The 13,468-nt window shown below is 37.0% G+C and carries 18 protein-coding genes; 1 reads left to right on the top strand and 17 read right to left on the bottom strand.

The features are described 5' to 3' along the window. Positions 1 to 256: 256 nt before the first annotated feature. Positions 257 to 721: a DUF29 domain-containing protein gene (locus tag STA7437_RS19795; RefSeq protein WP_015195164.1), complete on the bottom strand. Its 465-nt coding sequence runs from the start codon at positions 719 to 721 to the stop codon at positions 257 to 259. Positions 722 to 1,057: 336 nt separating this feature from the next. On the opposite strand from STA7437_RS19795, the gene STA7437_RS19790 reads away from it, so the two are divergent. Beyond that, positions 1,058 to 1,645, top strand: a complete 588-nt coding sequence (locus STA7437_RS19790) for a Uma2 family endonuclease (protein ID WP_015195163.1) — start codon at positions 1,058 to 1,060, stop codon at positions 1,643 to 1,645. A 12-nt stretch (positions 1,646 to 1,657) separates the two neighbouring features. On the opposite strand, the gene STA7437_RS19785 is transcribed toward STA7437_RS19790, so the two are convergent. The 16 genes from STA7437_RS19785 to STA7437_RS19710 form a co-directional block, all read right to left on the bottom strand. Continuing rightward, positions 1,658 to 1,873, bottom strand: a complete 216-nt coding sequence (locus STA7437_RS19785) for a hypothetical protein (RefSeq protein ID WP_015195162.1) — start codon at positions 1,871 to 1,873, stop codon at positions 1,658 to 1,660. Positions 1,874 to 1,948: 75 nt separating this feature from the next. Beyond that, a complete protein-coding gene (locus tag STA7437_RS19780; RefSeq protein WP_015195161.1) occupies positions 1,949 to 2,548 on the bottom strand; it encodes a superoxide dismutase in 600 nt (199 codons plus the stop codon). Positions 2,549 to 2,825: 277 nt separating this feature from the next. Continuing rightward, a complete protein-coding gene (locus tag STA7437_RS19775; RefSeq protein WP_015195160.1) occupies positions 2,826 to 3,110 on the bottom strand; it encodes a DUF427 domain-containing protein in 285 nt (94 codons plus the stop codon). 18 nt (positions 3,111 to 3,128) lie between these two features. After that, positions 3,129 to 5,135: a tetratricopeptide repeat protein gene (locus STA7437_RS19770; protein WP_015195159.1), complete on the bottom strand. Its 2,007-nt coding sequence runs from the start codon at positions 5,133 to 5,135 to the stop codon at positions 3,129 to 3,131. Between the two features lie 303 nt (positions 5,136 to 5,438). Then, positions 5,439 to 5,744, bottom strand: coding sequence for a hypothetical protein (locus STA7437_RS19765; RefSeq protein ID WP_015195158.1), 306 nt, complete (start codon positions 5,742 to 5,744; stop codon positions 5,439 to 5,441). 152 nt (positions 5,745 to 5,896) lie between these two features. Beyond that, the gene (locus tag STA7437_RS19760) at positions 5,897 to 7,021 is read right to left on the bottom strand and encodes a universal stress protein (RefSeq protein ID WP_015195156.1); all 1,125 of its coding nucleotides are present in this window, start codon (positions 7,019 to 7,021) and stop codon (positions 5,897 to 5,899) included. 93 nt (positions 7,022 to 7,114) lie between these two features. Next, entirely contained in the window at positions 7,115 to 7,417 is a 303-nt protein-coding gene (locus STA7437_RS19755; protein ID WP_041619595.1) for a HigA family addiction module antitoxin, read from the bottom strand. 25 nt (positions 7,418 to 7,442) lie between these two features. Continuing rightward, positions 7,443 to 7,802 (bottom strand): type II toxin-antitoxin system PemK/MazF family toxin, encoded by a 360-nt coding sequence (locus STA7437_RS19750; RefSeq protein WP_041619594.1) that lies wholly within the window; start codon positions 7,800 to 7,802, stop codon positions 7,443 to 7,445. Beyond that, the gene (locus STA7437_RS19745; RefSeq protein ID WP_015195153.1) at positions 7,777 to 8,028 is read right to left on the bottom strand and encodes a hypothetical protein; all 252 of its coding nucleotides are present in this window, start codon (positions 8,026 to 8,028) and stop codon (positions 7,777 to 7,779) included. Before STA7437_RS19745 ends, STA7437_RS19750 begins: the two co-directional genes overlap by 26 nt. A gap of 182 nt (positions 8,029 to 8,210) precedes the next feature. Then, positions 8,211 to 8,480, bottom strand: a complete 270-nt coding sequence (locus tag STA7437_RS19740; protein ID WP_015195152.1) for a type II toxin-antitoxin system RelE family toxin — start codon at positions 8,478 to 8,480, stop codon at positions 8,211 to 8,213. A 2-nt stretch (positions 8,481 to 8,482) separates the two neighbouring features. Next, positions 8,483 to 8,707 carry a hypothetical protein gene (locus tag STA7437_RS19735; RefSeq protein ID WP_015195151.1) on the bottom strand — a complete coding sequence of 75 codons (225 nt, stop codon included), beginning with the start codon at positions 8,705 to 8,707 and terminating at the stop codon, positions 8,483 to 8,485. A 243-nt stretch (positions 8,708 to 8,950) separates the two neighbouring features. Beyond that, positions 8,951 to 9,385 carry a GNAT family N-acetyltransferase gene (locus tag STA7437_RS19730; RefSeq protein WP_015195150.1) on the bottom strand — a complete coding sequence of 145 codons (435 nt, stop codon included), beginning with the start codon at positions 9,383 to 9,385 and terminating at the stop codon, positions 8,951 to 8,953. Between the two features lie 245 nt (positions 9,386 to 9,630). After that, positions 9,631 to 10,242: a K(+)-transporting ATPase subunit C gene (gene kdpC / locus STA7437_RS19725; protein WP_015195149.1), complete on the bottom strand. Its 612-nt coding sequence runs from the start codon at positions 10,240 to 10,242 to the stop codon at positions 9,631 to 9,633. Positions 10,243 to 10,282: 40 nt separating this feature from the next. After that, positions 10,283 to 10,552, bottom strand: coding sequence for a potassium-transporting ATPase subunit F (locus STA7437_RS19720; RefSeq protein ID WP_015195148.1), 270 nt, complete (start codon positions 10,550 to 10,552; stop codon positions 10,283 to 10,285). A gap of 34 nt (positions 10,553 to 10,586) precedes the next feature. Continuing rightward, entirely contained in the window at positions 10,587 to 12,674 is a 2,088-nt protein-coding gene (gene kdpB / locus STA7437_RS19715; RefSeq protein WP_015195147.1) for a potassium-transporting ATPase subunit KdpB, read from the bottom strand. A gap of 100 nt (positions 12,675 to 12,774) precedes the next feature. After that, positions 12,775 to 13,251: a GNAT family N-acetyltransferase gene (locus STA7437_RS19710; RefSeq protein WP_015195146.1), complete on the bottom strand. Its 477-nt coding sequence runs from the start codon at positions 13,249 to 13,251 to the stop codon at positions 12,775 to 12,777. Positions 13,252 to 13,468: the final 217 nt, after the last annotated feature.

Below are 13,468 nucleotides of genomic sequence, written 5' to 3'. Positions count from 1 at the left end.
GTAATAAAACCTCTTCCTTATTCATTCCAATACGTATTTTTTTGTAGTTTTCTCTAACAGTTTTACATTGCTTTTCATTAAAATCAGGTGCGAAAAATTTATAAACAAACAAACAACTGGGAATTGAAACACATAGAATAAGGAAGATAATTAAAAATTTTAATTTTATCATTCAGCCGAAGGCTGGCACATACGCGATCGCAGCAAAGAGCAAAAATCAGTTTAATTAAATAGAAATTATTTGGTATTAGTCATGTTACTCTTCAGGTAAATAGTCGGGATTGAGGATTTGGTCTGGAGTAAAAGGAGAAAAAGTTGGAAAAGTATCAAGGGGTAATCCCGTTTCATCAGCAGCCTGTTCTCTGCTATCCTGGTAACATTCATCGAAAACTTCTTTAAAATAACGTTTTAAGCTGGGACTAGCAGAAAAAGCTTTTCTTAATCTCCGTCGATGTTCTCTGATACTAGCCTTCCAGCTATTAGATCTTTTAACTGGCTGATATTTATACTTAAGTAAGTGCAGCAACACAACTACCAAATTGCTTTCAATCGCTCGTTGCTCATTTCTGCCCATATCTTCAATTTCTTCAACTAAATTAACTGCATCTACCTCATTAAATTTGCCTTCTTTGATTAGTTGTGCAGTGTGTGATAGCCAAAGATAATAATCGCGCGAGTAGAGATTATTTGTATCGGTAGTTGATGACAATCGAGCAGTCATATTTATACTTCAGTATTGTTTTATTTTCTTTTTTCTGAATAAATGAATTATAAGAAAAACTTTGAAACTATTTAAAGTCATTTAATTAAGCGATCTGTATCAATAATTATTAGCAATCATTCCTTGAGTTTAAATATGATACTCAGCCATATTACAAAAGTATAATAAGAGAAAGTAAAATAAATTAATTATAAAGTGATCGCTTCGCTGGCACTGCGTGATCGCCTTAATAATTATCTAGAATATAATCCTAATTTATCTAAACGCGATCGTTTAATTTGTAATTGAACCTAATCTAAAATAGTTATTAACAAGATTGGCTGGAGAAAGATGTCAATGGAGACAATCTCTATTCCCAAAGGATTTCGCGTAACTCCAGAACAGTTCGAGCAACTGGCATCCACCGAACAACTAGCACGATTGGAGTTAACTAAAACTGGAGAATTAATTATCATGAGTCCTACGGGTGGCACGGCAGGAAGAAAAAATAGTCGCTTGACACAGCAGTTGAGAAACTGGGCGGATCGAGATGGTACTGGAGAAGTATTTGATTCTTCTACTCTATTTGTTCTACCCAATGGAGCGAGAAGAAGTCCTGATGTTAGTTGGATTAAACTAGAACGATGGAATCAGTTGACTCAATCTCAACAAGATGGATTTCCTCCCATAGCTCCCGATTTTGTGATTGAGTTGGTAAGTCCTAGCGATCTTAAAAACCAGCGATATGAAGACTTACAAGCAAAGATGCAAGAATATTTAGATAATGGCGTTAAGCTTGGTTGGTTAATCGAACCCGAAGCTAAAACAGTAGAAATATATCGTTCCCAAAGTTCAGTAGAAATTTTGAATCATCCTCAAACCTTATCAGGAGAAAATGTCTTACCTGGGTTTAGTTTAGATTTAACCGAAATTTTTAGTAATTAATTAAATTAAAGCTCAAACTTGTTGCAGTCTTCTATCGATCCATTGTTTTGCCTTTTTGATCGCTTCGAGCCGACTAACTGCACTGGGTACAGCAACTGCACAACCTCGGTCATAATTTGCCCAGGCAGCATAAATCACCTGTCCGTCTAACTCCGTGCGGTCAATCTCTATTTTGAACCCACGATAAGGAAAAGAAAGAATAATTTTAGGATAATGAGGATCGGTCATGATTTTAATAATTCCATGACTAGAAAGTTAACCAGGGAGGGTAAAGGCAATACCCAACCCTCAGTTAATTTGTATCTACGCAGCAGACAAATTTTGAGCTACAAAGTCCCAGTTGATTAAATGAGCGACAAACTCATCAATGTAAGATGGTCGTTTGTTTTGGTAATCGAGATAATAAGCGTGTTCCCAAACGTCCATAGTTAGTAAAGGAACTTGTCCACTAGTCAAAGGATTATCAGCATTTAAAGTTTTGGTAACTTTGAGCTTATCTCCATCTAAGACTAACCAAGCCCAACCACTACCAAATTGAGTTGCACCTGCATCTTTAAAAGCTTCAACAAACTGATCGAAACCACCAAAATCAGCTTCAATTTTTTTAGCTAATTCTCGTGTGGGAGTACCGCCACCATTAGGTTTCATACATTGCCAATAAAAAGTATGATTCCAAGCTTGGGCAGCGTTATTGAAAAGTCCTGTTTTACTAGAATCTCCTGCGATCGCTTTAATTACTTCTTCAATCGATTTACTATCAAGTTCAGTTCCTTTGACTGCATCATTGTACTTATTAACATACGCAGCATGATGTTTATCATGATGAAATTCTAAAGTGCTTTTGGAAATATACGGTTCTAAAGCTGTGTAGTCATAGGGAAGAGATGGTAATTCGTATGCCATGATTGTTCGTCCTCTCAAAATAACTTGGCTAATCGGAAAAGTAAAACTTAAGAGTATTTGTCTACTTGTGATAACTCCGTAGGCAAATTAACGAAGTTCAAACAAGCTCAATCCTTACAAAGCAAGATTTGCTTAATTGACTCGCAGTCAGATAGTATCGCAATCTGGAATCACGCAAAATCCTCATCCTGGGGAGGGGGATTAGATACGAGTCAGAATTGCTTAATTAAAATCAACCCCTGCCTGCTTAAGCAGTAGCTTCGGAAACACTTCAAATTTAAACTTCTACTTTAACTCCACGCCAAAAAGCAATATAACCTTCTATATGTTTTGCTTTTTCTTTAGCTTGAGGATAATACCAAGCTGCGTCTTTATTTTCTTGACCATCAACCACAATCGTATAGTAGCTAGCTTCTCCTTTCCAAGGACAAGTTGTATGAGTATTACTTTGGCGAAAATACTCTTGATTAATTGAGTCAGGAGGAAAATATTGATTTCTTTCTACTACTAAAGTGCGATCGCTTTCGGCTAAAATTGCACCATTCCAAATTGCTTTAGGCATTTTTATTCCTTGTTGTAATTATCTTTTCTGTAAATCTAACTTTAATTTTTCTGATAAAGCATAGTTTAGTCGATAGGAAGCTTGAGGATAAGTTGGTTTGAGTTCTAAAACACGACGATAAGCTTGAACAGCTTGATGCCATTGTTTTTCTTCTGCCAATTCTTGACCCAAAAGAAAATATAATTCCGCATTGTGAGGATCATACTTGATTGCCTGACGATAACAAGCGATCGCTTCTTGTTTTTCGCCTTCCAAACTTAAAATTTGTCCTAAACGATAATAAGCTGGAATAAATTGTGGTTTTAAGCCAATTGCCTGGCGATAACAAATCACTGCTTGGTCTAGTTTTCCTTGTTTTTGTAGTAATTTACCCAAATAAACGTGTTCTGAGGCTGGAGCTAAATCTGTTTTTAGACTTAGTGCTTGATAACGACGTTGAAGAGCTTCAGAAGTTTTCCCAATTTTTTCTAAAGCATCGGCTAAATACCAATAAGCTTCAGCAGATTGATAATTAATCTTGAGGGCTTTGTGATAACAATTAATTGCTATGTGCCATTGGTGTTGCTTAGCATACAAATTACCCAAATCTAATTGAATTTTGGCAGAATCTGGTTTTAATTGAGCTTGTTTTTGATAACGTTCAATTGCTTTATCTAGTTGTTTTGTTCTGGATTGAGTGTCTCGGGTGCGGGAACTTGCTTCCCGCACAGGAGAGGCAGTGTTTGCACTCGTTTCAGAAACCGATGTTAGCAGAGTAGTTTGATTAGGAACTTCGTCCGAACTTTGATGTAATAATTGTTGAACTTGTTTGAGCCTAGCTAATTGAGGCGTGCTTGGAGAATTATTAGTTGAATTAGCTACTGGTTGAGATAAATTTAATTCTAAAGCTTTACGATAATAACGAGCAGCTTCTTGCCAATTGCTTTGTTTTTCTAAATTTTTGGCTATTTCTTGATAGGTTACTACTGATTGAGATGGTAGTAAATTAGAACTGGGCAAAGATGATTGAACATTAGTTTGAGTTTGGTGATTTAATGCTTCTAATTCTAAAAATTTTGAGTGAAATAGTTGAGCTTTCTCTGGTTGATTAAGCTGTTGCGAAATTTGAGCTAAATTTTGATAAGCTTCAGCAAAAGTAGGTTTAATAATAATTGCTTTTTGATAATATTCAATCGCTTGGTGCCATTTTTGTTGCCCAGCATAAAGACTAGCTACTTTAGCGTATACTTCTGCCAAATCTGGTTGAATTTCTACTGCTTTAGCATAACAATCCATTGCTTCGGCGGTTTTTCCCATTCGCTGTAAAGCATTGCCCCAGATTTTATAAGCTTCGGCTAAATTAGGACATAGTTGGGTAGCCTGTTGACAAGCGATCGCAGCTTGATGCCAATTATGGCGATCGCAAAAATCTAATGCTTGTTGTAAATAGACTTGAGCAGCTTCCCATTTAATCGTAATAGTTTGCTGACTATTAATTTGATTGTCTACTCCAGAAAAGAGCGAATGATAGGAATTGTTTTCTGCTAGTCTAGAGTTAAGATTAAGCAATTTTTGCTTAGTTTCTGCGGATAAAGGTTGAAAAGCAAAAGCAGACTTGAGTAAATTATCTTTTTTTAGTAATTTGTTGATGACTAATTCAGAATTAGATTGATGAGATTGCTTTGATTGTTGCCAAGTTAAAGATTTAAATACAATTGCTTGTCGGTAATAATTAGCTGCTTGTTCGATTTCTCCTCTTTGTTTATAAGCTGCTGCCAATTGTTCATAAGCTAAAGCGAGATTATTGTTTTGTTGTAGATTAATCGATGATTTTGGATATTTAACAGCCAAATGAGATGTTTGTTCGATAGCTTGACGATAAAGAGTAATTGCTTCTTTTAACTTACCTTGTTGATGAAAATCATCCGCTTGTTTAAGCTGTGATTCAAAATTATGATCTGGTTGGGCTAAAAGCTTTTCCTCTGATTTAGGCGATAATTTAGAATTGACTTGAGGCTCTAAAAAAGTCTTCAGGAGCTTAAACATAATTAACTAATAATTGATTGCTAAGGAACACTATTGCTTAAGTATATTTACGGATTATTAAATAGAAAATTAAATTATTGTATCTAATTGTTACTAAGATACAAAAAAAAATCAGTAATTACACTACCATCTAACAAAAATTTGTTAAAAAGTTCAATGTTTTTACTGAATCTTCAAGTTGTAAAATAACTGATTAATATTTGAAAAAATACAGTGAACGTCACTTTATTATCGTTCATTAGCGTGTACTACTTAAGCCGGAGTTTATTTCGCTGTTACACGAAAAAAGCGCAATTTTAATAGTTAAAAAGCTAGAGAATAACCTGCTACTAGACGTAGCTGACTCCGTTCCCCATTATTGCCAGCAAGATCGCCTTCTATTCCTAAATCTAGAACACTTTGATAACCAATCTGCTGTCTCATCCCAATTCCTAAAGTTACAATTGTGCCATCCTCTTCGACTTCACTAGCTTTTATTCCTACCTCAGCTAAAAGATTGGGATCAAAACGTTGAGGATAACCTAGAGTACCGAAAGTATTCGCGATCGCTGCAAAACGTAGAGCAAATTGAGAACTTACCTCAGCAAACAAACGATCTGTGCGATACAAGTTATTAAGTCTTCGTAAGCAAAAGCAGATCCGACTGCTACTGCATTTAAATCTAAGGCTAGAGGTTTGATATTGTAGATATCGCAATTGTAAGAGCCATACATGAAATAGATCGATCCATTTGAATAAAAAAAATATCAATCAGCAATCAACTATCTGCTGTTATTATTTGTAGCAATAATATGTAGATCGACATCGTGAAGAACTTTAAGTAACTCTTGAACTGGAGAACTACGTAACAATAATTGCCAACGAGATCGGCGTGTTTGTCCCAAAACTATTTGAGTAATAAAATATTTTTTAGCAGTTTGAGCGATCGCTGTTGTAATATTATTACTATCGACCCTAATAAATTCCCCACCTATTTGTTCAGACAACTTTTCGCACATTTCTAAATACAAACTCTCATCTTTAGTTAAAAAACGGTCTGGATTATTAACATATAAAACATACAAACGCGATCGCATTTGACTGGCGAGTCTTGCCCCTCTTCTTAATAAATGAGACGAATTAGGATGAGTTGAGATGCAAACTAAAACTCGTTCCTGAATACTACAGTATTTATCTTTTGGAGTAGTAGATTCGGCAATTTCTTCGAGATTATCGGCAATTTCTCTGAGGGCTAATTCTCGCAGCGCAACTAAATTGTGTCGTTGAAAAAAATTTTGTAGCGATCGCTCTATTTTATCGAGGGTATAGATTTTACCTTCCCGCAAACGTTCTTGTAGAGTTTCTGGAGTAACATCAACTACCACTACTTCATCAGCTTCATCTAGTATTCGATCTGGAATTCTTTCCCTGACTACCACTCCAGTAATTTTTGCTACTAGATCGTTTAGACTTTCTAAGTGTTGAATATTTACCGTAGAAAAAACATCGATTCCTGCTGCTAAAACTACCTCTACATCCTGATAACGTTTTTCTCGCTGCGAACCTGGTACATTGGTATGAGCTAATTCATCGATTAATACTAACTGAGGTTGACGCTTCAGTATCGCCTCCGTATCCATTTCAGTTAAAGTATGATTGCCTCGTTTAATTTGCTGACGAGGAATTAATTCTAATCCTGATGCTGCTTCGGCGGTTTCTTCTCTGCCGTGAGTTTCTAGTAACCCAATAACTACATCAATTCCTTCTTCTAATAATCCTTTAGCTTCTTGTAGCATTCGATAAGTTTTACCGACACCTGGAGACATTCCAATGTAGATTCTATGTTTACCCCGTCGTTGAAAGAATTGGTAGGCAGAGGAATCGGTTATTTTATTACCTTCAATCATAATTCAAGTTGTTCGATTGTAACCAAACCGCCTTCAGTAAATCCGATATTTTAATTTTGAGTTGTACTCTATTAAAGTATTACCATTGAAAATTTATTCCTTTTTACTTGCCATTACAGCTACATCTTTTTTCAGTTGCTCTCCAATTTCATCTTCAGCTAAATCGTAATCCATTTGCAATCCCAGCCAAAATCGGGGCGACATATCAAAATAACGTGCTAAACGAAGAGCCGTATCTGCTGTAATACGTCGTTTGCCGTGAATAATTTCATTAATACGTCGTGCAGGAACTCGAATAGTTAGAGCGATTTGATTTTGACTCAAGTTTATAGGTTTCAGAAATTCTTCTAAAAGCACCTCACCAGGATGAATTGGCATTAGCTTGTTTTTGTTCATTTTTTTTATTATTTTATAGCGATCGCTACAAGTTCAAAGTGTGTTTCAATGCTTCATCAATCTCTGATGTTGGTAATGAGCCAATCACACGATAAACTGCTGATGTTACAATCGTTGCCAGGTTATCAGTCATGACAACTGAATCTGTGAGCAAACCTGACTGCTGCCCCTCAAGCGAATTTAGCAAAATGGTAACGCGACTGGGATGCCCTGCTCGAAACATTTGGCTAGTAATCATAGCAACGATGATGTGGGATAGTCCTGTCTGTAAATCATCCGCTTGTACGATTAATGCAGGTCGTGTCTTTGCAGAACTTAGGTTGGAATTTGGGAACAGAACCAAAACAACATCACCCCGATTAAGAGTTGGCTTTGGCTGCGTCATAGTTATCATAAATGCTCATTTCGGGACTATCCCAATCATCTGAAAAAGTCGTTAGACTGGCGCGTAGAGCCTCTGCTTGCTCTCGGTCAATTCCTTGAGATGCTAAATCTATATCATTCTTTGTCACAAAGGTAACAATTACGAAAGTCCCTTCAGGCATATTATTGGGATTCTCTGTAAGTTCTACACGACCGTTGCGATAAATCCCTTCAACACTTACTAGCATTTTTTCTCCCTCAATCCTATACCTAACAGAATTATAACTTGAGCAAGAATTCACTTTTGAACCCACTCTACTACTACTTGTTAAGCTGCATTAAACGTCAAGATATATATTTAGTTACTTTTACTCGTTGTGAAATTATTTAAAAGCGATCGCAGCTTTCAAGAGATGGTACCCAAAATTAACTACATCCGTTTCAGCAACTCATCATACTCATCATGTGTGCCAATCCAGTACCAGTAGATATGGTTGGACTCCAATAAGCCTAAAACACGATAGCTAATAGTGACACGAGCAGAATAAATTGGTTGTCGTTGACTGACTCGTTTGAATTGAAGACTGGGATGATAAGGATCTTTTTTCCACAGTGCATAAGCTTTAACAGCTTGTTCTTGAATCGATTTAGGAAGTTCACTCAGTCGCTTACGAAAAGTTTTGGTTACACTTGATTTCATTTTCAGGTTGGAAAAACTTCATCAAGTGGAACAGTTTCACCCTTATCGATTTCCTCGCGCACTATTGCAGCCATCCGATCCCATTGCTCATCAGTCGTAGCAGCAAAACGGGTATCCCATCTTTCTTCTTCTTGTAATTCTGCTAGAAGTCGAGATGCAATCTCATCTTGTTTGTCGGGTGGAAGTTTTTCAATTTGAGCAATAACTTGTTGGAGTAATTTAGTCATAGTTCAATAGCAATCAAAACTATAGTATTTTAAAGTTTAACTTCAATTGATTTTACTCGTTGTGAAATTATTTAAAAGCGATCTGCTCCGCAGCCAGCGAAGCTGACCGCGACAAAGGATCGAGGGAACATCGATTGTTACCAGATAGTTAAAATTGTCAAATAGTTAGTGAAACGAAGAGATTAAACTTCTCAATCACCCGCCACAGATAACCTCTTAGTGATCGCCGACTACCCTAGCAAGCTATTGTTTTTTGACAGCATCAATGTCACTGTCATCATATATCCACATTGGTCTAACACCCCGTGAGTGCTTAAAACCAAGTTTTTCATAGAATGGAGCAGCACTGTTGATCGCCAGCAATATTTGCTGATGAAAATCAATATAACGACTTTGAAGACGTTTCATAATCTCTCGCCCTACACCCATGTTTTGATATGATGGCAACACTAATAAGTTAGAATAATAAACAACTAATGCCCTATCCGAAATAGCGTTACCGAGTCCAATTAGCGAATTTTGATGCCACGCCGAGATAACTGTTTGCGAGTTTGAAAGGGCGAATAACAGTGCATCCGGCTTTTCTGCCGATGACCATCCGCACTGAGAATAAAGATTGACTACCTGCTCGCGGGGCAACTCTACCTCATCTCGATACTCAACTTCTTCAAAAACCATTGCTAATGCTACTGATACAGTAATCTCTTGTCTAAGATATCTTGACGCTTACAGATAACTTTTCAGCTACTAGCTCAACGAAAAGATAGATTAGCTCGACTATTTAGTTTATTATACAAAATTGTTCCGTATAATTACCTTTTTTAGTATTAATATGTTCCTTTTGTCGCGTAAGGATTTCAGTGAGAATTAGGAAAACAAAATATTTACCAACAGTTCTTACAAAAGAATAACTATCATTAAATCTAACTTCGATTTAAATTATCCAAAGCTAAATTAAGTGTCAAAACATTAACTCCTGGTTCGCCGAAAATACTTAAAAATCTCCCTTCAGTATTTTTATTAACTAAAAATTCTACTTGATTAGTATCTAATCCTCTAGCTTTGGCTACTCTTTGTATCTGTGCTTTAGCTGCTTCGGGAGTAATGTGAGGATCTAAACTCGAACCAGAAGTATAAACTAAATCAGCAGTTGGTTCGATTCCTTGTTGTTTTAATTGGGTAATAGTTTCTTGAACTCTTTTAGTTAAATCGGTATTACTTGGGGCTAAATTACTTGCGCCACTGACTCCAGTAGGTTTGGCATCATCGCCAGTGCTGTAATTAGTAGTACTAGGACGACTTAAAAAATAGCGATCACGCAGTGCCAGGCTTGCCCGATCGCTTGTAAAATTCTGTCCGATTAAAGCCGAACCGATAATATTCCCTTGAGCATTAGTAATTAAACTACCATTTGCTTGATAAGGAAAGATAAATTGCCCGATTAGTATTAAGAGAAATGGATAAATTAAAGCCGTTAATAACCACAAGATAAAAGTGGTACGAATGCCTGTAATTGTTTCGCGAAGAATAGACATAGTTAAAAAGTCAAAAGTCAAAAATTAAATTGATACTAAATTAGAATCTTTCTGGTTGAAAGATTACGGTGAATAAATAAATAGATAAGGCTATAGTTACGCAATATAAAATAGCGATCGCGTAAGCCGTATTCTTAGTAATTTCATTACCTGAAGCAGCCATCACCGCAGGGGCAATAACCAAATTCAAACTCATGGTTAACAATAAGACTATCGCTAAAGGATTTTTCAGAAAGCGATCGCGTATATTTTGAATTGTTTCGATAGTATTATTAGTTAGAAAAAACTCATTCGTTTTATTTAATTTCATGATTTATACCTCGTAAAAACTTATTACCTATTACTTAACTCAAACCAACTCCAGTAATAAGTAAATCAATAACTTTAATTCCTATAAAAGGTGCAATAATTCCACCTAAACCATAAAGTAAAATATTTCTAGTTAATAATTGATTGGCACTTAAAGGTCTAAACTTTACCCCTTTTAAAGCCAAAGGAATTAAAGCGGGAATAATCAAAGCGTTGTAAATTAATGCAGATAAAACTGCCGATTGAGAACTTGTCAAACCCATCACATTCAAACTACCAATTCCTGCTGCTGCAAACATGGCGGGAATGATGGCAAAGTATTTAGCAATATCGTTAGCCAGAGAAAAAGTGGTTAACGCACCGCGAGTTATTAATAACTGCTTCCCAATAGTAACGAGATCGATTAACTTAGTCGGATCCGAATCCAAATCCACCATATTGGCTGCTTCTTTCGCTGCTTGAGTACCTGTATTCATTGCCAACCCCACATTAGCCTGTGCTAAAGCTGGTGCGTCATTAGTACCATCTCCCGTCATCGCGACTAACTTACCTTGTTCCTGTTCCTTTTGAATGACGGCAATCTTATCTTCTGGGGTAGCTTCGGCAATAAAATCATCAACTCCTGCTTCTTGGGCAATCACTGAAGCGGTAATGCGGTTATCTCCAGTTAACATCACGCTTTTAACACCCATACGACGCAACTGATCGAAACGTTCGCGCATTCCTGGTTTGATAATATCTTTGAGATAAATTACCCCATACATATCTCCGTCTAATGCAACACCCAAAGGCGTACCACCGAGACGGGAAACTCTTTCGTAAGCATCATCTAAATCTGAACTAACTTCACCACCGCGAGAACGCACAAAACCTTTGATCGCATTAATCGCCCCTTTTCTAACTTCCTTACCGTTAGGTAAATCTGTACCACTCATACGAGTTCTAGCAGAAAATTCAATCCCTTCTGCGGAATGGGGTTCAAATGTAATTTTTGCCCCTAGTTTTTCGGCGAGTTTCACAATTGATTTGCCTTCGGGAGTAGTATCAAATAAACTAGCAGCTAAAGCGACTTCGGCTAATTCTGCTTCTGTATGTCCGTTGACAGGAATAAACTGTTCCGCTAAACGATTGCCTAGAGTAATCGTTCCCGTTTTATCTAGTACTAAGGTATTAATATCTCCACAAGCTTCTACTGCCCTTCCCGATGTCGCTACGACGTTAAACTGCGCTACCCGATCCATACCTGCAATTCCGATCGCACTAAGTAAACCGCCGATTGTAGTAGGAATGAGGGCAACTAACAAGGAAATTAGAGTTACTACTCCCACAGGAGAACCCACATAATTAGCAATGGGGGGAATCGTTGCGACGACGATCAGAAATACTTCAGTCAAGACTGCTAGTAAAACCGTGAGGGCAATTTCGTTAGGAGTTTTAGTTCTTTCTGCCCCTTCTACCAGGGCAATCATTCTGTCTAAAAAGCCTTTACCAGGATCGGAAGATACTCGAATTTTTAACTCATCCGAAATAATTTTAGTGCCTCCCGTAACTGAACTTGCCATATCGGAACCTGGTTCTTTAAGAACGGGGGCAGATTCTCCAGTTATTGCCGATTCATCAACGGATGCAACCCCTTCAATTACTTCACCATCAGCAGGAATGATTTCTCCTGCAACTACTTGAATAATATCGCCTTTATGCAGATTGGTAGAACTAACTTCTTCAATCTTTCCACTGGGTAAAACTTTTCTAGCGGTAGTATCGGATTTAGTAGAACGCAAAGAGTCTGCTTGGGCTTTCCCCCTTCCTTCGGCGACTGCTTCAGCAAAGTTGGCAAAGAGAATAGTGAGGAAAAGAATTACGGTAACTAAACCGTTAAAGAAGCGTTGGTTTTCTCCTGGAATACTGCCAAAAAGATCTGGATTAATTGTTAGTAAAGCAGTAATAATTGTGCCTACCCAAACCACAAACATGACGGGATTTTTTAACATCACTTTGGGATTGAGTTTGACAAAAGCATCTTGAAAGGCGCGTTGATAAAGTCCTTTGTTGCTGACTTTTTTCTGTTTATTTTGTTGATGGCGCGTACCTGTTGCTGCCATCGGGCGATTGTTGACGGTCATAATTTTATCTGTGTCGAATAATAGTTAATTAGTAGCTATCTGAAAGACTTCTGCGATCGCAAAATATCAACATCAATGGTTTTAGTTATATAAGAAACAGTTAACCAAGAATTTTTTCCATAAAAACTTGGCAGGGACTATCGTTATAGCGATCGATAAAGTAAAAGCCTAGTTTTTGATAAAAAGAGATCGCCAATCTTTGTTTTTCTTGAGAAAAGACATCTAAACGGATTCGCTTATAACCTGTTCTTTTAGCAAAATCTACAAGCATCTTCGCGAGTCGAAAACCTAATCCTTGTCCTCGATAATTTTTCTGCAACCACATTCGCTTTAACTCACAAATTTCATCATTTAAGCGTTTAATTCCTCCACATCCAATTACAGTGTTTTCATCCATCACTATCAAAAACGTACCTTGTCGATCAAAATAATCGACTTGTACGCGATCAATATCTAACATTGGATCGTAAGTTTGAATTACTTTTGGTGTTGCCTCAAACAATTCCTGACAAATTTGAAAGATAAGGTTTTTGACATCTGCTGTTTGATGAGGCTGAATTTGCTTGATTATAGGCATTGATATATGTCTGATAATTCTTCTTTGTTGAGGGCGATCGCATCGGGCAAGTTTTCAGGATAATCGATAGTTATAGCAGTACAAAGAAAGATTAGGACATTATTGTAAATCGTAGGGGCGATTGGCGCTCTCGCCCTGACAAGATTTGCGTGTCCTAACCTAAATACGTAGTGTTATAGTTGCAGGGACATTATTTTTCTCCTTGAATTGTTAGCTT

Origin of the sequence: Stanieria cyanosphaera PCC 7437 (assembly GCF_000317575.1) — a bacterium.
Classification (GTDB): domain Bacteria; phylum Cyanobacteriota; class Cyanobacteriia; order Cyanobacteriales; family Xenococcaceae; genus Stanieria; species Stanieria cyanosphaera.
This window is presented reverse-complemented; position numbering and strand designations above follow the sequence as displayed.